General features: G+C 42.1%; 25 protein-coding genes, 1 tRNA gene, 1 pseudogene and 1 riboswitch. Of the genes and pseudogenes, 17 read left to right on the forward strand and 10 right to left on the reverse strand.

Annotated features, from left to right (window positions below):
* The first annotated feature begins 3 nt into the window (after positions 1 to 3).
* From GKC25_RS05510 to GKC25_RS05530, 5 genes are all read left to right on the forward strand, one after another.
* Positions 4 to 771: a thiazole synthase gene (locus GKC25_RS05510; protein ID WP_034663204.1), complete on the forward strand. Its 768-nt coding sequence runs from the start codon at positions 4 to 6 to the stop codon at positions 769 to 771.
* Complete coding sequence (locus GKC25_RS05515; protein ID WP_095285023.1) at positions 768 to 1781, forward strand: thiazole biosynthesis adenylyltransferase ThiF; 1014 nt, start codon at positions 768 to 770, stop codon at positions 1779 to 1781. Before GKC25_RS05510 ends, GKC25_RS05515 begins: the two co-directional genes overlap by 4 nt.
* A gap of 16 nt (positions 1782 to 1797) precedes the next feature.
* Positions 1798 to 2604: a bifunctional hydroxymethylpyrimidine kinase/phosphomethylpyrimidine kinase gene (thiD, locus tag GKC25_RS05520; RefSeq protein WP_342689930.1), complete on the forward strand. Its 807-nt coding sequence runs from the start codon at positions 1798 to 1800 to the stop codon at positions 2602 to 2604.
* 150 nt (positions 2605 to 2754) lie between these two features.
* Positions 2755 to 3531: an enoyl-ACP reductase FabI gene (fabI, locus tag GKC25_RS05525; RefSeq protein ID WP_034663198.1), complete on the forward strand. Its 777-nt coding sequence runs from the start codon at positions 2755 to 2757 to the stop codon at positions 3529 to 3531.
* A gap of 113 nt (positions 3532 to 3644) precedes the next feature.
* A complete protein-coding gene (locus tag GKC25_RS05530) occupies positions 3645 to 4331 on the forward strand; it encodes a CotO family spore coat protein (protein ID WP_034663195.1) in 687 nt (228 codons plus the stop codon).
* Between the two features lie 35 nt (positions 4332 to 4366).
* On the opposite strand, the gene GKC25_RS05535 is transcribed toward GKC25_RS05530, so the two are convergent.
* The 5 genes from GKC25_RS05535 to GKC25_RS05555 all read right to left on the reverse strand — a co-directional run bounded on the left by GKC25_RS05535 (position 4367) and on the right by GKC25_RS05555 (position 7015).
* Positions 4367 to 4810, reverse strand: coding sequence for a CotY/CotZ family spore coat protein (locus tag GKC25_RS05535; RefSeq protein ID WP_034663193.1), 444 nt, complete (start codon positions 4808 to 4810; stop codon positions 4367 to 4369).
* A gap of 206 nt (positions 4811 to 5016) precedes the next feature.
* On the reverse strand, positions 5017 to 5508 hold the full coding sequence (locus tag GKC25_RS05540) for a CotY/CotZ family spore coat protein (protein ID WP_034663191.1): 492 nt from the start codon (positions 5506 to 5508) through the stop codon (positions 5017 to 5019).
* Positions 5509 to 5654: 146 nt separating this feature from the next.
* The gene (locus GKC25_RS05545; RefSeq protein WP_095285024.1) at positions 5655 to 6161 is read right to left on the reverse strand and encodes a spore coat protein; all 507 of its coding nucleotides are present in this window, start codon (positions 6159 to 6161) and stop codon (positions 5655 to 5657) included.
* Between the two features lie 88 nt (positions 6162 to 6249).
* Complete coding sequence (locus GKC25_RS05550) at positions 6250 to 6585, reverse strand: hypothetical protein (protein ID WP_034663892.1); 336 nt, start codon at positions 6583 to 6585, stop codon at positions 6250 to 6252.
* Between the two features lie 43 nt (positions 6586 to 6628).
* Complete coding sequence (locus GKC25_RS05555) at positions 6629 to 7015, reverse strand: spore coat protein (protein ID WP_034663185.1); 387 nt, start codon at positions 7013 to 7015, stop codon at positions 6629 to 6631.
* 177 nt (positions 7016 to 7192) lie between these two features.
* Here GKC25_RS05555 and GKC25_RS05560 point away from each other — a divergent pair, with 177 nt between their 5' ends.
* The 5 genes from GKC25_RS05560 to GKC25_RS05580 all read left to right on the forward strand — a co-directional run bounded on the left by GKC25_RS05560 (position 7193) and on the right by GKC25_RS05580 (position 8669).
* Positions 7193 to 7543 carry a DUF1360 domain-containing protein gene (locus GKC25_RS05560; protein WP_034663889.1) on the forward strand — a complete coding sequence of 117 codons (351 nt, stop codon included), beginning with the start codon at positions 7193 to 7195 and terminating at the stop codon, positions 7541 to 7543.
* A 71-nt stretch (positions 7544 to 7614) separates the two neighbouring features.
* The gene (locus tag GKC25_RS05565) at positions 7615 to 7743 is read left to right on the forward strand and encodes a hypothetical protein (protein WP_258182060.1); all 129 of its coding nucleotides are present in this window, start codon (positions 7615 to 7617) and stop codon (positions 7741 to 7743) included.
* A gap of 86 nt (positions 7744 to 7829) precedes the next feature.
* Entirely contained in the window at positions 7830 to 8051 is a 222-nt protein-coding gene (locus GKC25_RS05570; protein ID WP_106037852.1) for a hypothetical protein, read from the forward strand.
* An 84-nt stretch (positions 8052 to 8135) separates the two neighbouring features.
* Positions 8136 to 8273: a YjcZ family sporulation protein gene (locus tag GKC25_RS05575; protein ID WP_003212017.1), complete on the forward strand. Its 138-nt coding sequence runs from the start codon at positions 8136 to 8138 to the stop codon at positions 8271 to 8273.
* Positions 8274 to 8411: 138 nt separating this feature from the next.
* Positions 8412 to 8669 carry a stage VI sporulation protein F gene (locus GKC25_RS05580; protein ID WP_003212292.1) on the forward strand — a complete coding sequence of 86 codons (258 nt, stop codon included), beginning with the start codon at positions 8412 to 8414 and terminating at the stop codon, positions 8667 to 8669.
* A gap of 16 nt (positions 8670 to 8685) precedes the next feature.
* Here the strand turns inward: GKC25_RS05580 and GKC25_RS05585 are convergent, their stop codons facing one another.
* Positions 8686 to 10998: an ATP-dependent helicase gene (locus GKC25_RS05585; protein ID WP_342689931.1), complete on the reverse strand. Its 2313-nt coding sequence runs from the start codon at positions 10996 to 10998 to the stop codon at positions 8686 to 8688.
* 126 nt (positions 10999 to 11124) lie between these two features.
* Here GKC25_RS05585 and GKC25_RS05590 point away from each other — a divergent pair, with 126 nt between their 5' ends.
* Positions 11125 to 11382, forward strand: a complete 258-nt coding sequence (locus GKC25_RS05590; protein WP_034663177.1) for a hypothetical protein — start codon at positions 11125 to 11127, stop codon at positions 11380 to 11382.
* Positions 11383 to 11461: 79 nt separating this feature from the next.
* On the opposite strand, the gene GKC25_RS05595 is transcribed toward GKC25_RS05590, so the two are convergent.
* Genes GKC25_RS05595 through GKC25_RS05605 form a run of 3 tightly spaced genes read right to left on the reverse strand, consistent with a single transcriptional unit; the run spans position 11462 to position 13211 of the window.
* Positions 11462 to 11896 (reverse strand): GNAT family N-acetyltransferase, encoded by a 435-nt coding sequence (locus tag GKC25_RS05595; RefSeq protein WP_034663175.1) that lies wholly within the window; start codon positions 11894 to 11896, stop codon positions 11462 to 11464.
* Between the two features lie 6 nt (positions 11897 to 11902).
* A complete protein-coding gene (locus GKC25_RS05600; protein ID WP_034663172.1) occupies positions 11903 to 12418 on the reverse strand; it encodes a YjcG family protein in 516 nt (171 codons plus the stop codon).
* A 52-nt stretch (positions 12419 to 12470) separates the two neighbouring features.
* Entirely contained in the window at positions 12471 to 13211 is a 741-nt protein-coding gene (locus tag GKC25_RS05605; RefSeq protein ID WP_342689932.1) for an esterase family protein, read from the reverse strand.
* 221 nt (positions 13212 to 13432) lie between these two features.
* Positions 13433 to 13554, forward strand: a riboswitch (SAM riboswitch).
* Positions 13555 to 13633: 79 nt separating this feature from the next.
* Here GKC25_RS05605 and GKC25_RS05610 point away from each other — a divergent pair.
* The 5 genes and pseudogenes from GKC25_RS05610 to GKC25_RS05630 all read left to right on the forward strand — a co-directional run bounded on the left by GKC25_RS05610 (position 13634) and on the right by GKC25_RS05630 (position 16738).
* A complete protein-coding gene (locus GKC25_RS05610; protein WP_095285026.1) occupies positions 13634 to 14752 on the forward strand; it encodes a methionine biosynthesis PLP-dependent protein in 1119 nt (372 codons plus the stop codon).
* A complete protein-coding gene (gene metC, locus GKC25_RS05615; RefSeq protein ID WP_034663166.1) occupies positions 14749 to 15927 on the forward strand; it encodes a cystathionine beta-lyase in 1179 nt (392 codons plus the stop codon). Before GKC25_RS05610 ends, metC begins: the two co-directional genes overlap by 4 nt.
* A gap of 129 nt (positions 15928 to 16056) precedes the next feature.
* Positions 16057 to 16129: transfer RNA gene (locus tag GKC25_RS05620), tRNA-Val, on the forward strand.
* Between the two features lie 147 nt (positions 16130 to 16276).
* A pseudogene (locus GKC25_RS05625) lies at positions 16277 to 16518 on the forward strand (peptidoglycan-binding domain-containing protein); the annotation flags it as partial.
* A gap of 43 nt (positions 16519 to 16561) precedes the next feature.
* Entirely contained in the window at positions 16562 to 16738 is a 177-nt protein-coding gene (locus GKC25_RS05630; RefSeq protein ID WP_187704447.1) for a hypothetical protein, read from the forward strand.
* 138 nt (positions 16739 to 16876) lie between these two features.
* Here the strand turns inward: GKC25_RS05630 and GKC25_RS05635 are convergent, their stop codons facing one another.
* Complete coding sequence (locus tag GKC25_RS05635; protein ID WP_106037847.1) at positions 16877 to 17152, reverse strand: hypothetical protein; 276 nt, start codon at positions 17150 to 17152, stop codon at positions 16877 to 16879.
* A 288-nt stretch (positions 17153 to 17440) separates the two neighbouring features.
* Between GKC25_RS05635 and GKC25_RS05640 the strand changes: the two genes are divergently transcribed.
* Positions 17441 to 18271 carry a sialate O-acetylesterase gene (locus tag GKC25_RS05640; RefSeq protein ID WP_342689933.1) on the forward strand — a complete coding sequence of 277 codons (831 nt, stop codon included), beginning with the start codon at positions 17441 to 17443 and terminating at the stop codon, positions 18269 to 18271.
* Positions 18272 to 18306: the final 35 nt, after the last annotated feature.

Consider the following 18306-nt stretch of genomic DNA (forward strand, 5'->3'; position numbering starts at 1 on the left):
AACATGCTGCACATTGGCGGAAAAACATTCACATCAAGATTATTACTTGGTACAGGGAAGTATCCATCATTTGAAGTTCAAAAAGAAGCCGTGAACGTATCAGAAGCAGAAATTTTAACCTTTGCTGTGAGAAGAATGAACATTTTTGAAGCATCTCAGCCTAATTTTTTGGAGCAGCTTGATTTATCAAAATATACGCTGCTTCCGAATACAGCTGGTGCAAGTACTGCGGAAGAGGCAGTTCGTATTGCTCGTTTAGCGAAGGCTTCTGGACTGTGTGACATGATCAAGGTAGAAGTCATTGGCTGCTCAAGGTCTCTTCTGCCAGATCCAGTCGAAACGTTAAAAGCAGCGGAAATGCTACTCGAAGAAGGGTTTATCGTGCTGCCCTATACATCTGATGATGTGGTGCTGGCGAGAAAATTAGAAGAGCTCGGTGTCCATGCTATCATGCCAGGGGCTTCTCCGATTGGTTCAGGTCAAGGCTTACTAAACCCTCTGAATCTCTCATTTATTATCGAGCAGGCGAAGGTACCGGTGATTATTGATGCTGGTGTAGGCTCTCCAAAGGATGCAGCTTATGCGATGGAGCTAGGGGCTGACGCTGTATTACTGAACACAGCTGTGTCTGGTGCAAAGGACCCTGTGAAAATGGCAAAAGCCATGAAACTGGCGATTGAATCAGGAAGACTAGGCTTCGAGGCAGGACGGATTCCTTTGAAAAACTATGGGACAGCAAGCAGTCCGCAGGAAGGAATGCCGGCATTTTGAGCACACGTTATTCGCGCCAAGAGCTATTTCAGCCAATCGGCACAGAGGGGCAAAAGCGGTTAAAAGACTCAAAGGCTGTCATTATTGGCGCAGGGGCACTTGGAACAGCCAGTGCTGAAATGCTCGTTCGTGCTGGCGTTGGATCTGTCACCATTTTGGATCGAGATTATATTGAATGGAGCAACCTTCAGCGACAGCAGCTTTACACGGAGCAAGATGTGCATGATCGGCTGCCAAAGGCTGTGGCGGCTGAAAAAAGACTCAAGCAGGTGAACAGTGACGTGCATGTCAAAGGAATTGTCATCGATGTGACCGCTCAACATATTGATGAACTTGTCAGCGGGGCTTCGATTATCGTGGATGCAGCGGATAATTTTGAGGTGAGGATGATTGCAAATGATGCTGCTGTCAAACATCAAATTCCGTTCCTTTACGGAGCCTGTGTAGCCAGCTATGGTATTCAATTCACTGTGATTCCTGGTGAGACGCCATGTTTACACTGCCTGCTTGAACATTTACCCGCACAAGGCATGACCTGTGATACAGCCGGTATCATTAGTCCAGTGGTGCAGCAGGTGGCGGCATATCAAGTGGCAGATGCCCTTAAATATTTAACAGGCCATCAAGTGACGCCAATTTTAAGATCCTTTGATTTATGGACCAATGAACGATCTGACATCCGATCAGCCAGTTCCTTAAAGAAGAAGCAATGTCCAAGCTGTGGGCTGAAGACATATCCTTTTCTCTCCTATGAAAAGAGAGCGAAGGCAGATGTACTATGCGGCCGCAATACGGTACAAATCCGCAGTGCTGCTGAAATCCCGCCGCCATTACACGAAGTGGCTATTCGCTTAAAGAAAGCAGGAATGGATGTGCTTGAAAATCCGTATTTACTTTCTTGTCAAAAGGATGAATATAAGCTTGTTTTATTTAAAGATGGCAGAGCACTTGTACATGGTACAAATGATATGGCCAAAGCAAGAACCATTTATCATCAATGGATTGGCTAATGAGAGGTGTGATGAAATGACGATCAAAAAAGCATTCACCATCGCGGGTTCTGATTCTGGCGGCGGAGCTGGCATTCAGGCAGATTTGAAAACCTTTCAGGAGCTCGGTGTATATGGAATGTCTGCGATTACAGCGATTACAGCGCAAAACACACTTGGCGTTCACGGGATATATCCACTTTCAATCGAGGCGTTAGAGCGCCAAATAGATGCAGTGGCAGAAGATTTACGGCCAGATGCCGTCAAAACAGGAATGCTGTGGAGTGCCGAAATGATCAATACGGTTGCTGAAAAAACGGTTCAATATGAGATGAAGCTGATTGTCGATCCAGTCATGATCGCAAAGGGAGGGGCTTCTTTATTAAATGAAGATGCGGTCTCTGCGTTGAAAACACACTTGCTGCCTGTCAGCTATGCCGTAACGCCGAATCTTCCTGAGGCAGAAGTGCTGACAGGCATGCGTATTCAGACAAAAGAGGATCGCTATCTAGCAGCGGAACGTCTATATGAGCTTGGTATGAAACATGTCGTGATCAAAGGGGGACACGGCCCCTCTGGCGGTATGATAACAGATCTGTTGTATGATGGAAAAGGCTTTATAGAAGTCACAAACGAACATATTGATACCCCACATACACATGGCACAGGCTGCACGTTTGCAGCGGCATTAACAGCTGAAATTGCGAAAGGATACTCCATGAGAGAGGCTTTTGAAACAGCAGAAACCTTTGTCCATGAAGCCATCAAATTCCCTTTGAATATTGGCGCTGGACATGGACCTACCAATCATTTTGCTTATCAGCAAAACAGGCTCAAACGATAAGAGAATCGAACCGTCTTCACTTGCGAGGACGGTTTTTTGATGAAAAAGAAACTTTCTTTCAGCGGAAATTGTCATTCTCTCATGATCTGTGATAATATTATGATCAGGTACTAATACTATGTCTTGAAAAAATAGGAGGCTTTATTACATATGAACTTTTCTTTAGAAGGCCGTAATATCGTGGTGATGGGTGTTGCCAATAAACGAAGCATCGCTTGGGGAATTGCCCGCTCACTTCACGAAGCTGGAGCTCGTTTGATTTTTACTTATGTTGGAGATCGTCTTGCTGAATCTGTAAAAGAACTTGCAAGCACACTTGAGCGCAATGATTCAATCATTCTTCCATGTGACGTGACAAGTGACGAAGAGATTGAAAAATGTTTCGCTACAATTAAAGAAAAAGTACAAGTCATTCATGGCGTTGCGCATGCGATTGCATTTGCAAACAAGGAAGAGCTTGTCGGTGAATACTTAAACACGAACCGTGAAGGTTTCCTTTTGGCGCACAACATTAGTGCATACTCATTAACAGCTGTAGCAAAAGCAGCACGTCCATTGATGACAGAAGGTGGAAGCATCGTCACGCTTACATACCTAGGCGGAGAGCGTGTGGTATCTAACTACAACGTAATGGGTGTAGCGAAAGCAGCACTTGAAGCAAGTGTGAAATACTTAGCAGCTGATTTAGGCGCAGAAGGTATCCGTGTGAACAGTATTTCTGCTGGTCCAATTCGTACGCTGTCTGCAAAAGGCATCAGCGGCTTTAATACAATCCTGAAGGATATTGAAGAACGTGCACCGCTTCGCCGTACAACGACTCCTGAAGAAGTTGGCGATACAGCTCTATTCTTATTCAGTGATCTATCACGCGGCATGACAGGTGAGAATCTGCATGTTGATTCTGGCTTCCATATCATTGCCCGCTAAACGAATTATTGACTTGCAGCATACCAAAGATGGTATGCTGTTTTTTTATTTTTCTTCTGATTTGAGACATCCGCTCATATATATAAGGAATGAATCATTCGGGAGGGATTAGTATGTCAAATAAAGGTGATGAGAACCAGAAGCCGCTTATGTATATTGTTCAGCCGAGTTATGATGAATCAATGCCGGCCATGCAAAATATCGTGAGAAAACGAAAGAAATCAGAAAAACCGCAAGAAAGTCATCAGAGTGCAAAAGACGTGATCGAAGAAAGCACGCACGAGGAACCCGTGGCTCAAGAAATAGAGAAGAAAAAAGAAGTCGGGCCGCCTGAACTTCAGCAAGAACAAGACATGATGCAAGAAGCAGAACTTGCACAAGAACAAGACTTCACACAAGAAGCAGAGCTTACACAAGAACAAGACATCACGCAAGAAGCAGAGCTTACACAAGAACAAGACATCACACAAGAACCAGAACTTATACAAGAACGAAAACCCCAGCGAGAAGAGGAAAAGCCGCCAGAAGGTGTATTTCATGAAACAAAAGAAGAACGTAGAAGAAAACGAGTGAAAAAGCCTTTAAGTCAGATGAGTATTGACGAAAAAGTCGATTTTCTCACAAGCCTGCCTCATAATATGCCAAGAGCCCTTTGCCTGATTGAAGCTGATGGTAAAACATATAGAGGGATTATCATGGATCGAAAAGAAGATCTAGTGGTCATTCGAACAGCGGGCGGGGGAAATCCAGTTGAATTAGCAATAGATGAAATTTCCTCGATTCATCCGCTTGGCTTTTAACGAATAAAAAAAGTCCCATAGAGGGACTTTTTTTGTTAGCAGTTACGGTTGATGAGTCGTGGATTTAAGCACTCGATTGCGCAGAAGCAGTCAAGATCTACTTCAATGCAATACTTCGATTTTTCTAATCGGAACACATCACATAAGGAATCTTTATCTGTAAAATCTAAAATATGACGGTCTTTGTCAAATGCAATAAGCAAGCTGAGTGTTGCGCAGTGATCACAGATGTGTTCGACTCTGAAAAATGCAGTGCTGAAGCAAGGACCTGCATCTACTTCTCCGACGTTTCCGAATGCGACGAATGGTTTTGATTTGGATGTAAAGAGAACAAACGGGACAGTGTCACCTAATGAATGGGATGTAGAAAGGAGATTGCTGTAACAGCTGGTCGGGCAATCTTCTTCGACGGCACTTTGTAAGTCGTTAATATTTTCAACAGCCTCTGCTACACAGCTCCATGAATGTTTGCGGCTCATATTCAACCCTCCTATACTAGGAAATTTGTTTGAGTGTTTGAGCACTGTCATCATCTACAAGCTTTTTTGTTTTGCCAGTTGATACTTCTACTTTCAATCAATGCGGAAGCGGCAGCTCTTATGCTGACTGCTCCGCATGATTGGCTGTCATTCGTAAGGAAGGGGATGCTTTGACTAATGACAAGTTAGGTCAACGGACGATTGGTTTAGCCGTGGTGATGATGCTTTTTATCTTTCGATGGCATGACTCTGTCGACAAGCTCTGGGTTTAAACATTGGATCGCGCAGAAGCAGTTTAGATCAACCTCAATACAAAAGTCCGTTTTTTCTAGACCAAAGAAGTCAGGGTCACAAGGGTGACACACGCTTAGCGTATGTCCGTGTACATCAACAGGTCTTAATACAGATAACGTAGCACAGCAGTCGTGTAATTTTTCAACCCGGAAGAAAATGGATTCGAAGCATTGGCAATCGTCAACAAATCCTCCAATGTTTCCGAAAGTAGAAAACAATCCGCCCTTTTTATCAAAAATTAAAAACGGAATTGTATCTTTTCCAGAAACTGTCGGGCTTAATAAATTACTGTAGCAGCTCGTAGGACACTTATCTTCTACAGCTTCCTGCTCTGCTAAAATCTTATCAACCGCATCGCATACACAGTTTTCATCATGTCGGCCATGGTGTTTTCCGCAGCTCATGGATTTCAGCTCCTTTAACAAGGTATTTGACTTTAGTCCTTAACAACATATGTATGCGCCCTCTAGTTGGTGTGGGTAAATGACTATTTATATTTGTTGTATTTTTATAAAAGGAAAAGCAGAGCTTTTCGCTCTGCTTTTGGACATTAGAGGATACCAATTGCAACGATTGTCGCAACAAGTGTTTGAGTAAGTGTTTGAATCGCGATCGAGATATCCGCATCGATTGTCGATACTGTAACGTTTCTAGAGTTTTCGATGACAAGTTTCTGGCGGTTTGTTTGTTTGTGAGTAGCGGCTTGTAAAAGATCTTGTGTGACGCGGTCAGCCAGATCACCGTCTGCGATTGAGATATTTGTAATGGTGATGATCGCTGTTTGAACAGCTACTTGGATAGATGCTGCAACCTGTGCATCAACAGAAGAGACGTTAATGTCACAAGAGTCTCTGACGATAATGACTTCCTCAGATGTCTGCTTTGTAAAACTCAATTGATCAAAGTCTTGCAAGACATCTTCATCATCATAATAGTGGCCATCACAAACTGCTTTTCTTTCATAGTTGTAATCGCCGTGGTGTCCGTGGTGTCCGTGGTGTCCGTGGTGTGTACAGTTACGATCTAGAGCGACCCAAGAATATGGTTTAGAATCCATTTCTATTCCTCCTTCCGTTTACTTTATTAAATGCTGGAATGCGTGGTTTTGTCTCGGGCATTTACCCTAGGAGGCAACCCATTTTTATTTAATCGTTATTACGCTGCGCATCACGGCGCTGCTGAATACGATCTCGAAGTGAATTTCGTTTTGGACGTACTTTTGGTTCAGGCTGTACTTCTTCCGCATGTTTTGCTGCCTCAGCCTGCCTTTTTTTCTCCTGCTGCTGTTCTACGAAATCATTTGCTTTCTTTTGTAAGTCCTCGACTAATTTCAAAATCATTCTTCTTTGATCATCTGAGATATTTGCTTTCTGATCATCTGTGATATTGTTTTTGTTTAACACATCACTTACAAGAAGACTCGTTAATGGATCAACATCAGTATTGATTTGAAACTCCTTTTTTTCGTTCTCTTCAGCCACGATGATTTCACCTCTTTCATACGTCATGTTAGAAAAGAAAGGGTCAAAGAATGCCGGCTTCAACTAAGAGTACATTCAATGTTTGAGTGAGAATTTGGACGGAGTTCATAATGGATGCATCTGATAATGTAATCGTAATGTTATAGCAGTTGATGATTTGAATCACAGTTTTCTTTTGGACTGTCACTTGTTGTGTGGATAAAAGCTGATCTGTGATGTCTGCAGCCAATTCATCGTCTGGTACAAGAAGTTGAATTAAAAGAGTAATGATTGTCGTTACGGTCGCTTGAAGGGAGAGTGCAGCTGTTACATCTGTTTTATGAATTGTGACATTTTCGGAATCTTTGATCTCAATGAAATCATCATAATTGCTGATTAATTCGTTTAACAGTTGTGTGTATAATAAATCAGCACTTTCTTCAATAGACAATACTTTCACTCCTTTCTTATCTATACATTATTTAATGCAGCAGAGGCTCAAGGTGGAATCGGAAAGCGTGAAAAAGTACAACCCAATTTTATTTCCGCTCGATTCATCATGGCGGTCTTTCTTTTTGCATATATAAAGAAAGGACGCAAAAAAGAAGAAAGAAGGAGGTGGAGGCTCCTGAGCGGTGCTTTGTCATTTGTCGTGTTTGCCCTCGCATCCTTTAGACTGACGAGGCTGATTGTGTTTGATACCATTACTGCTCCTTTCCGCCGTTTATTTCATGAAGAACAGGAAGAGGTCAATGAACAAGGTGAAGTGGAGACATATATCATCATTAAAGGTAAAGGGCTGCGGTCTTGGGTAGGAGAGCTGTTAAGCTGTTATTGGTGTACTGGCATGTGGTGCACTGCTGCTTTACTTCTGATATACATACTATTTCCTGTCTTTAGCATGTGGCTTAATTTACTATTAGCAATTGCCGCAGCAGCAGGCATTATTGAAGCGATCGTCTCAAAGCTGGTGAAATAAACAGGCATACTGATCAGACACGCTTTCAAAAAATGCATATACTATCATGGAATAGGAAAGGAAGGGTTGCGATGAAACCAACTGAAACACCGTCACATATGCTTCAAGGTTATCCAGCGCAGTCAAATCAACAATCTGTTTATACGAAGAAAATCAAAAAAGCAGATTGCGGCTGTGGAAAGAAAAAGAAACCTCAATAGAACAAAAAACAAAAGCCGGATTTATCCGGTTTTTTTGTTGCCCTTTTTTTGAGTGATGCATATGTAAGAGAGAAGGGGTGACCAGAATGGATGCATTCGAACAATTAATCGGCTCCTTGTTCACTAAACCTCATGATGGAAAAGAACAAGCGCACGAAAAGAGTGAAATGGATCTAGCGGATAAAGCGAATGATCTTGAGCAGCACTTAAAGGTATTTGGCGAGAAGATGGATGCTTTTGCGAAAGAAACAGAAGCATTCATGATGCGTCATGGAGAGGCAGATTACGTCTTTAAACAGCAGAAATAAAAATTCCGCACTTTTTTATGTGATCGTCCAAACCATTTGTAGTATTTTTCATATTTTGTAAGGGAGAAGAGGAGGTGCTTATATATGAGTTGTTACGGTTACGGTGGCGGTTCTTGCGGCGGCTACGGCGGAGGTTATGGCGGCGGATATGGATCAACATTTGTTCTTGTCGTCGTGCTTTTCATCCTTCTAATCATCGTTGGTGCTTCTTTCTTTAACTAAACAGTAAGAAGGTGAGGGAAGCAATGGGGGAGCCTTTTGCTTTCCTTTCTCTTTGGGCAAACAAGGCTTTAGGATAGGCACATATCTCGCCTATTTTCATATAGTAAGGTGATTACTCCACAAAGAGGAGGCAAATGAATGGATAATAAATTCTTTAAAAGCGTTGAAAATAAAACGGGTGTGAATATGAATGATGTTTTTAAGCTTGCAGGTTCTTTGCAAAATGCCAACTTTAAAGATGAAGCAACGGTTCGAGGCGTCATTAAAAAAGTAGCGCAGCTTGCGAATAAGCGTGTACCTAAAGAAATGGAAGACAAAATCGTTCAATCGATTACAAGTGGAAAAGAAAAGCTTGATTTCAATACAATCGCTAAAATGATGAACAACAAAAAATAAACAACAGGTCCTCCGCTTAAAGGGGGGCCTGTTGTTTTTCTGTGAATAATTCTCGGTTTTTCTTTAGTAGGGGATACAAAAAGCGCGAGCGATGAGCGGTTTTTCCACGTCTAAATGATGGAACAGATAGATAAAGAGATTGTTCAGCTCTTGTCATGGCCACGTATAATAAACGGCGTTCTTCTTCTAGGGCTTCTTCATCACCGTTTCTTAGTTCATCGAGTGAGAAATCATGAGGCAGTGCTCCGTCGACCACGCAAGTGATGTACACCGTTTGGAATTCAAGTCCCTTTGCGCGGTGAATCGTCATGAGCTGAACACCTGGTTCATCTGTTTTTTCCTTTTCGGCAGATTTCATATGTTCGGCATGTGCGAGAAAGGCTTCAATCGTTTCAAAGCGTTTGGCGGCGGTTTTTACATCTCGTACATCATCCGCCCCTTTTTCAAGCACATTCGTATCGTTCACTCGTTTTTTTAAGTAATCACCAAGTCCCATCTTTAGTTCAATAAACGCCACAGCGTCAGACGGCTTTAACGTTCGTAACGTGCGGAACAGAGGAACAATGGATTGCAGCTTTTTCCGTTGAAACGGCTGAATATCTGTTAGTTTTCCGAGTGCGTCTACCATTGAACAATCTTCCGTGATGGTCAGTGCCTTCATCGTGTTCAAGGTCTGCTGCTTTAAAAAGAAAACCGGAAGCAGCTGTTTCATAGCAGCCACATCATCGGCATCCTGACTTAAAGAGAGGAAGGCGAGAAGAACCCGAACAATTCGTCTGCTGTAGAAGGCTTTGACACCAGCCTCCGTCTCATACGGAATCGCGGATTGATGCAGACGCTCATAAATCGCGCGGCCTCCTGTATTGGTGCGAAAGAGCACGCAGATATCATTCGGCTTTGTGCCGTTTTTAATTTTCTCCTGAATATCTGCCACGATCATGGTCGCTTCCTCTTCCTCGTCATATGGATAAAAGAGCGTAGGCGGGATTGTCTCCGCACGGACGGCTTTTAACGTTTTTTCATAACGATGCTGATTTTTCTTAATAATGGCATCCGCACTTGCGACAATCGTATGATGCGACCGGTAATTCGCATGTAAATGGACGATTTGAGCCGAAGGATAGTCACGTTTGAATTCAAGAATGAAAGCAGGATTGCTGCCCCTAAAGGCATAAATGGCTTGATCATCATCACCTACACAAAATAGCTGCTCAGATTCTCCAGCTAACAGCTGAATCAATTGATATTGAACTGGATTAATATCCTGAAATTCATCCACTAAAATATACTTGAACCGTTCTTGATATCGTTTCAGCAGTTCAGGCTGTTCTGTCAGCATGTGCAAGCAGGCAATCGCCATGTCATCAAAGTCAAATTGCTGATTGTCTCGTTTTTGTTGTTCATAAGATTGATAAATCGTCCACATGTGCTTTTCCTTTTCATCTTTCAAATCAGGAAGCTCGCCTGGTAAAAAAGCATTTTTCCAAAAGCCGATCGATTGCAGTACTTGATCGGTAGGGTAGTCTTTCTCATCAAGTCCTTCATTCATGATGGCTTTTCGAATGTACTGTTCCTTCTGCCAGTCAAACTTGATCAGGTGCTGGCCGTTCCATTTGCTTGCGTCATCGTGAAGCAGCATTTTATAAAAAAGACTGTGGAAGGTGCCTGTCACCACTTGGCTTGCTTGTGATGGGTGCAGCTGGTATTGCTTGCGCAGTCTTTCTTTCATTTCACTGCTGGCTTTTGTGGTGAAAGTCACGAGTAAGATATGGTGAGCAGGAATATGATGATGTGACATGAGATATGCCGCTCTTGCTGTCAGGACTCTTGTTTTCCCGCTGCCAGCGCCAGCCAGCACAAGCATCGGACCGTCTTTATGTGTGACAGCTTGAAGCTGCGGTGTGCTAAAGGTAATATGCGGAAAGAGATCGATGGTATGTGCTTGTTCATTCTCTTCTAAATGTAACGCATCGCTAAATTGAATCGACCTTGGTTCCTGCCAGTCATATGATTCATTCGTTTGCGAGATGATTTGTTTACCTGTTGGAAAACGGAAGCCCCCAAGTTCTTTATAGGAAGCACTTTCCTCTTGCTCTGCATTTTTTTTCTGATCTTCTTGTTCTTCTGCTTGTTCACACATCTCTTGCTGAGTCATATGTTTATGAATAAAGGCAGGTTCTTCATGTATATTTAATCTGAAAAAGACTGGTTGTCCGCAATATGGGCAGGATAAGTGCCCTTTTTTTCCCTCGTCATGGAGGAATTGATAATGTTCTCTCGAATACGTATGTAATGAGATCGTTCGATCATGTCGTCGTGCGCATTTCAAAGCTAGTCCTCCAATAGTTAATCAATCTTAAAAAGAAACACATCTAATCATATCAAATGAGACGTGTTTCAAACAGTCATAATTAGGGAATAGTAGAGTAGAAGAGAAGCAAAGGAGGCGTTCTTGATGGGATATATAGCCCCGATTCAGCCGGATCTGTATTTTCAATATATCAATCGTCCTGCTCCTCAGGATAAAGAAGACTACGCGAAAGTAACAAAGGTTACTCGCACCTTTCATGACAAGGTATACAGAGAGCTGGAGAAAAAAGAGGACTTAGTGACAGAAGCAGAAACGAAAGTCCAGCAAAAAAAGCGGGAACGCTTTGTACGAGATATGTTTATGGAAGAAGGCAAAGGCGTTCATATTAATGCGTATATATAAATGATTACGCTTTCTTCCCTTGACGAACGATGATAAAGAAAAGCGAGGGCATCATGGATGCTCTCGCTTTTTCTTTTGGTCAAACAGATAGTGTTTTTGTCATTTTGACATGTGTGATCCCTGCTTCTTCAAACGGTTCAGAAACGGCTTTGTAGCCTTTCTTTTCGTAGAAAGGAAGAGCTTGGACTTGTGCGTGCATAACCGCTTCCTTCGCTCCATTAGCAATGGCTTCTGTTTCCAGCGCTTCTAATAGTTTGTGGCCAAGGCCGAAAGCGCGCGCCTCTTTTAACACACAAATTCGTTCCAGCTTTGCCTTTGGCCCTTCAATGATCCGCAGTCTAGCGGCTGCCTGAGGCTTCATTTCATCATTATAAATGACAAAATGAATGGCCTCGTCCTCTAGTTCATCTATTTCAATCTCTAACGGGACTTCTTGTTCTTTTACGAACACTTCTTTTCGAACGTAGTATGCATCTTCTCGTTGTATTTGTGCTGTTGCGATGACTGTTTTCAAATGTCTTTAACCCTCTTCTCCTAAAATAAATGTTTCATAGACGGTCCAAGATCCGTTCTCTAACTGATATAAAAGGTGGAAGCGATCCACGGTTTCTTCATGGTCAATCTTTCTCAGCTTTAATGTACCAAGTACGTCTGAATGCTCATCATCTGATAGTTTTTGAGCTACTGTCACATGCGGAACAAAAGCATATTCAGGTGTGCCAGCAAGTGGATCTGCGTACAACCTTTCATTGAGCGCCATGATTTCCTCGTTCGGTTCTACTTTCATATAAATGACGTTGTTTACAGGAGCGAATGAACTGAATTTTTTAATACGTAACGTAATAGGAGAAGCATTTTTTGCATACTCTCTTAACGTTGAGACGACCTCAGCCGCTTCTAGATCCGTTAATTCAAAAGGTGTTCTTAATGTTAAATGAGGCGGTATGAGTGCATAGTTCGGATCATAACGCTTCCGGTAAGAGTTCGCAATATCTTGCAATTTTTTTGATGGAAATATAACAACTCCGTATTTCATCGTGTTCCCTCCTGATTAAGAAAGTATTTATTATTGTTTATTATAACAAAATTCAGTTGATTAACGAATATGGGAGCATTCTTTTTAACGAAGGCGCAATGAGCGGCTGCCAAAACGTCCATTTATGATCCCCTTCGAATGTCTCAAATAAATAATCCGCACCTGACTGTTCAAGAAGGGCTTTTAAATCTTCGTTCGTCTGAATAAAATCAAGCACTTGGCCATCTGTCGTTTTCACAGCCGTTTCTTCCACCCCAATTTGATGGATAATGGCATAAGGAGAAAGGGCTGTCGACTGTTTAACGGCTTCTAGGACTGAATCATCAACGTAAGGAGACTGCAAAATCAGCCCGCCAAATAAAGAAGGATAATCAATCGCTGTCATAAGAGAAATCGTAGCACCTAGCGAATCACCAATAAACGTGCGTCCTGATCCAATTTGATAGGTTGGATAGTGCGTATCAATATACGGGACAAGTTCATTTGCTAAAAAGCGTTTATATGCTTCAAACTTTGTGCCATCTGGATGATACGTATTCCGTCTTTCCGAGACATTTTCATAAGGGACACCAATGATAATCGAGCGTTCCATTTCTTTGTTTTGCATCAATTCTTCCGCCTGTCTGCCTATTTTGCCTAAGCGGAAATAATCATGACCATCTTGGGCAATGATGACATGATATGTATAAAGGGGGGAGTAATTGACTGGCAAATAGATCAAAAGGGTCATATCCGCCCCAAGTTCTTTTGAATGTAAGGTTTCTTCTTGAATAATGCCTGTTTTCTTCACCATAATCCATTCCTCCAGCTAACCAATTTCATCACAAAGTGAAACGTTTCCATTCATTGTAACATGAAAAACAGCGTTGTTCCTATATGCTAACATGCAATCCATTCAGTTGACATCGAATCTGTTATAAAATACAGAAAATTTTAATTAATTGGTCCGATTCCTCTTGAAAAATGAGATTTAATGCGTTACAGTATTAAGAATTAGAACAGACAGACAACACATTCTTATCGTGAGAGGTGGAGGGACTGGCCCTTTGAAACCTCAGCAACCGGTATGCATCACTTCATGTGATGTACCAAGGTGCTAAATCCAGCAAGCAGCTTTTTTGCTTGGAAGATAAGAGGAAGCGATTAAAACCCCTTCTTCTTATGAAGAAGGGGTTTTCTGTTTTGAAATCAGATTTTTACTTAGGATGGTGTCAAATGACAGAACATGTGGAAACGACATTAGCGCAAATTGGAAACCGCAGCGAAGAGGCGACTGGCACGGTCAGTCCCCCCGTTTATCTTTCAACAGCATACAGACATAGAGGCATAGGGGAATCAACCGGATTTGATTACATTCGAACGAAAAACCCAACAAGGCAGCTTGTAGAGGATGCGATTGCTTCACTCGAAGAAGGGACGGCCGGCTTTGCCTTCAGTTCGGGAATGGCTGCGATCCAAACGATCATGGCATTATTTGAAAGCGGAGATGAACTCATCGTCTCATCAGACCTATATGGCGGTACATACCGTTTGTTTGAAAACGAATGGAAAAAGTACGGCTTACGTTTTCTTTACGATGATTTTTCAGATGAAGACTGTTTACGTTCTAAAATCACGCCAAACACAAAAGCGGTCTTTATTGAAACGCCGACAAATCCACTTATGCAGGAAGCGGATATTCAAAAAATAGCGAAGATTGCAAAAGAACACGGCGCTTTGGTCATTGTCGATAACACCTTTTACACACCCGTTTTGCAAAAGCCGATTACGTTTGGAGCGGACATTGTTATCCATAGCGCAACCAAATATTTAGGCGGACACAATGACGTCCTTGCCGGTCTTGTGGTGACAAAAGGAGAGCAGCTGTCTGAAGACATGTTCCAGCATCAAAACGCAATTGGAGCCGTTTTATCTCCGTTTGACTCATGGCTTTTAATGAGAGGAATGAAAACACTGGCTCTTAGAATGCGCCAGCACGAGGCAAATGCGAAGGAGCTGGCAGAGTTTTTAAAGAAACAGCCAGAAATTCAAGATGTCCTTTACCCAGGCAAGGGAGGAATGCTGTCATTCCGTGTAGCCAAGGAGGACTGGGTCAATCCATTTTTGAAGCAGCTGAAAACGATCTGTTTTGCTGAAAGTCTTGGCGGAATCGAAAGCTTTATTACGTATCCTGCAACGCAAACGCATATGGATATCCCAGAGGAGATTCGCATTGCAAATGGCGTTTGTAACAAACTGCTCCGTTTCTCCGTTGGCATTGAGCACGTAGATGACCTGAAAGCAGACCTGAAACAGGCACTATCACAAGTAAAAGAGGAGGTACACGCCAAATGACCACACACGATTGGACACTCGAAACCCAACTCGTTCATAATGCATTCAAAACAGATCGTTCAACAGGTGCAGTCAGTGTGCCAATTCAGCATGCATCCACCTTTCATCAAAGCAGCTTCGATGATTTTGGCCAATATGACTACTCAAGATCGGGGACTCCTACACGTCAAGCGTTAGAGGATACGATTGCGGCGCTAGAAGGAGGAACAAGAGGGCTTGCTTTTGCATCAGGCATGGCAGCCATTTCAACTGCTTTTCTACTATTATCAAAGGGAGATCATGTCCTTGTCACAAGAGATGTGTACGGTGGTACATTTCGAATGATCACCCAAGTTCTTTCGCGATTTGGCATCGAGCATACCTTTGTGGACATGACCGATTTGAATGAAGTCAAAAGAGGCATTCAATCAAATACAAAGGTCATTTACATGGAAACACCGTCCAACCCGACTCTAGGTATTACGGATATTGGGGGCGTCGTCCAGCTTGCGAAAGAACATGACTGTCTGACTTTTTTAGATAATACATTTTTAACGCCTGCTCTTCAGCGTCCGCTGGACCTTGGCGTTGACGTAGTCCTGCACAGCGCAACGAAATTTTTGAGCGGTCACAGTGATGTACTGTCAGGCTTAGCTGTCGTGAAAGACGAGAAGCTGGGAGAAGAACTCTATTCGCTGCAAAACTCCTTCGGTGCGGTGCTTGGCGTGCAGGATTGCTGGCTCGTGTTAAGAGGGTTAAAAACCCTTCAGGTCAGATTAGAAAAAGCAAGCCAAACGGCCTTCGAACTGGCCTCATTTCTCAAAGAGCATCCTGCGGTGAAAAAAGTGTACTATCCAGGCTTAGATGACCATCCAGGGGCGGACATTCAGCGAAAGCAGGCAAGCGGAGCAGGAGCTGTTCTTTCATTTGAATTAGAAAACCAAGCAGCTGTCAAAGAATTGGTGGATGCTGTCACATTACCTGTATTCGCCGTCAGCCTTGGCGCCGTCGAATCCATTCTGTCATACCCAGCCAAAATGTCACATGCTGCTATGCCAAAAGAAGAAAGAGAAAAAAGAGGGATTACGGACGGCCTGCTTCGATTAAGTGTAGGGGTCGAAAACGGAGAAGACCTCAAACGCGACTTCAAACAAGCACTAGATCAACTTAAGCCTGTTCTTGTAAACCAATCATAAAAGAGAGAAAAAAGCCGGTCCGGTTACCGGCTTTTTGACCTTTTTTGAACAAAACCATTGACGACTGATCATGATGGTTATATAATAGAGAATGTCAGTAACAGAAAGCCCAGAACTGATACATAACCCGATTCCGTAGCTCAGCTGGGAGAGCGCTACCTTGACAGGGTAGAGGTCGCTGGTTCGAGCCCAGTCGGAATCATCGTTGAAACCCTTGCACAGCAAGGGTTTTTTGTTTTTTTGACAACGAATATTTGTTCTGTTTCTCTTGATTGGGGACGAATTGGGGACGAACTTTATCCACCAGATTTTGTTTCTGAGTATTTTTAGGATTAAAACGATTAAAGTGTTCAACTTACCATCTGGCATCGTTAAAGTGACCGAATTGACAAGGGGCGCTAGAGTAAAAGCCCTACAGGGAGCACTGGCTGCTGTATTTTTTTATCCTGAAAAGGAAGTCAAAAACAATGGGAAAGATGGCTACTTTGGAACAAAACAGAAAATGCGGTCAAACGATTCCAGCACATGCATGGGCTTAGCGCTGAAGGTATCTATGGTCCGAAGACAAAAGCAGCTCTTCAAAGGTTATAAGGGTAGGTAAAACGTGATATGATTGTAAAAAGGAGGTAATATGATGACATTTAAAAGAGCGTTCAATATAGGTTATTTTGTTTTGCTTTTATTTTTTATTGTCGTATATTTCTTGCTTCCAGTCGATCAAATATTTACTGCAATCATCATCCTAACCGTACTATTTGGAGTATATCAATTTGTGATTTTCAAAAAACTAAAAGAACAAAAACAGCAATAAAAGACGCCCTAGTGCATTAGACTGGGGCGATTTTTTTCAACCAGTTCCACACATATACACTTTTCCTGGAGAACTTATTTCGTCCAGTTTTTTATTTTTACGTTTACTGTCTGAGAACATTTTCAAATGGCTCTTTCTTCATAAGTAACAAATGTCAGTGTCTGCACGTGTTCCCCAACGTACGGAGAAGTAACCTGTTTTCATTTTCAATTGGATCATTACTTGAGCAGCAGCAATCCAGCCAACATAAGGAATACGGTTTAAAATTGCTGCTGCAATTACTCCTACAGCTGCCTTTCCCTCTACTGTAACACGGTAATGATCATATTTGGACCACGCCCATTTTCCCTTTTGTTTTTGTGTTGTGAAATTATTATTCGCTAACTGTTCAAGAGAATTACTAACTTTATTCATATGATTTTCTAATACAATGCTATTTGCAATCTTATTTACTTGTTCTTCAATTGCGGCTATTTCGTAAGATTTTAGTTAGTTACTAGAAACAGAAATATTACCTGTCTCTTTGTTAGAGGTATAGGTGGTTGTTCCAAGTTCAGTTTTAAAAATTGTAGATTAATAGCTTTATGCACTTTTCGAATAAATTAAAAGAAGCCCTAATCTAGAAATAACAGAGGAAAGATAAACTGATAACGTTCAGGAGAATACACATTTGATAAAATATTTAGTGGAGGAGAGAAAGATATGAAGTCACTTTTACTAATTGGACAATCAAATATGGCGGGGCGCGGCTTCAAGCATGAAGTGCCTCCGATTTATAATGAAAGAATCATGATGTTGCGAAATGGTAGATGGCAAATGATGACTGAACCCATTCATTTTGATAGGCCGGTAGCTGGTGTAGGACTGGCGGCTTCCTTTGCGGAGGCTTGGTGCAAGGATCATGAAGGAGAGAAGATTGGTCTTATTCCATTTGCAGAAGGTGGCAGTTCCATTGATGAGTGGTCGCTAGACGGAGCATTATTTCGTCATGCAATAAATGAAGCTAAATTTGCAAAGGAAAATAGCGAATTGGTCGGGATATTATGGCATCAAGGAGAAAGTGACAGCCAAGATGGGAAATACAAAGCATACTATGAAAAAATACTAAGATTATTTCATGAACTAAGAACTGAATTATCTGTACCTAACATTCCGCTTTTAATAGGAGGTTTGGGCGATTACTTGGGAAAAGTGGCATTTGGCGCAGGGTGTGTGGAATATCAACGTATTAATGAGGAACTACAAAAATATGCACATCATCATGAAAATTGTTATTATGTTACTGCGAAAGGTCTTATATCTAACCCAGACGGAATTCACATCAATGCGATGTCCCAGAGAATATTTGGTATAAGATACTATGAAGCTTTTCGAAAAAAAGAACATATACATGAGCCATTACCAAATGAAAATGAGTTAGTCAATGAATGTCATAATAGAATGAATACCTCAGCGGAGAAAAAATACATAGCACTAGAAAAGTTCACGTTGGGCAAGATTACTTACGAAGAGTTGCTGGAGGCTTTATCGTAGGTTAAGCTTATGGTAGCCTTTGAATGAAACCGTTA

It is taken from the genome of Bacillus pumilus, from assembly GCF_038738535.1.
In the GTDB taxonomy this organism is placed as follows: Bacteria; Bacillota; Bacilli; order Bacillales; family Bacillaceae; genus Bacillus.

Excerpts from the sequence above, each read along its gene's own strand:
- GKC25_RS05510 (WP_034663204.1), top strand. The coding sequence starts at position 4 with ATGCTGCACATTGGCGGAAAAACATTCACATCAAGATTATTACTTGGT.
- thiD (WP_342689930.1), top strand. The coding sequence starts at position 1,798 with ATGACGATCAAAAAAGCATTCACCATCGCGGGTTCTGATTCTGGCGGC.
- fabI (WP_034663198.1), top strand. The coding sequence starts at position 2,755 with ATGAACTTTTCTTTAGAAGGCCGTAATATCGTGGTGATGGGTGTTGCC.
- GKC25_RS05530 (WP_034663195.1), top strand. The coding sequence starts at position 3,645 with ATGTCAAATAAAGGTGATGAGAACCAGAAGCCGCTTATGTATATTGTT.
- GKC25_RS05535 (WP_034663193.1), bottom strand. The coding sequence starts at position 4,810 with ATGAGCCGCAAACATTCATGGAGCTGTGTAGCAGAGGCTGTTGAAAAT.
- GKC25_RS05540 (WP_034663191.1), bottom strand. The coding sequence starts at position 5,508 with ATGAGCTGCGGAAAACACCATGGCCGACATGATGAAAACTGTGTATGC.
- GKC25_RS05545 (WP_095285024.1), bottom strand. The coding sequence starts at position 6,161 with ATGGATTCTAAACCATATTCTTGGGTCGCTCTAGATCGTAACTGTACA.
- GKC25_RS05565 (WP_258182060.1), top strand. The coding sequence starts at position 7,615 with ATGAAACCAACTGAAACACCGTCACATATGCTTCAAGGTTATCCAGCG.
- GKC25_RS05570 (WP_106037852.1), top strand. The coding sequence starts at position 7,830 with ATGGATGCATTCGAACAATTAATCGGCTCCTTGTTCACTAAACCTCAT.
- GKC25_RS05575 (WP_003212017.1), top strand. The coding sequence starts at position 8,136 with ATGAGTTGTTACGGTTACGGTGGCGGTTCTTGCGGCGGCTACGGCGGA.
- GKC25_RS05580 (WP_003212292.1), top strand. The coding sequence starts at position 8,412 with ATGGATAATAAATTCTTTAAAAGCGTTGAAAATAAAACGGGTGTGAAT.
- GKC25_RS05590 (WP_034663177.1), top strand. The coding sequence starts at position 11,125 with ATGGGATATATAGCCCCGATTCAGCCGGATCTGTATTTTCAATATATC.
- GKC25_RS05600 (WP_034663172.1), bottom strand. The coding sequence starts at position 12,418 with ATGAAATACGGAGTTGTTATATTTCCATCAAAAAAATTGCAAGATATT.
- GKC25_RS05605 (WP_342689932.1), bottom strand. The coding sequence starts at position 13,211 with ATGGTGAAGAAAACAGGCATTATTCAAGAAGAAACCTTACATTCAAAA.
- GKC25_RS05610 (WP_095285026.1), top strand. The coding sequence starts at position 13,634 with ATGACAGAACATGTGGAAACGACATTAGCGCAAATTGGAAACCGCAGC.
- metC (WP_034663166.1), top strand. The coding sequence starts at position 14,749 with ATGACCACACACGATTGGACACTCGAAACCCAACTCGTTCATAATGCA.
- GKC25_RS05630 (WP_187704447.1), top strand. The coding sequence starts at position 16,562 with ATGACATTTAAAAGAGCGTTCAATATAGGTTATTTTGTTTTGCTTTTA.
- GKC25_RS05635 (WP_106037847.1), bottom strand. The coding sequence starts at position 17,152 with ATGAATAAAGTTAGTAATTCTCTTGAACAGTTAGCGAATAATAATTTC.
- GKC25_RS05640 (WP_342689933.1), top strand. The coding sequence starts at position 17,441 with ATGAAGTCACTTTTACTAATTGGACAATCAAATATGGCGGGGCGCGGC.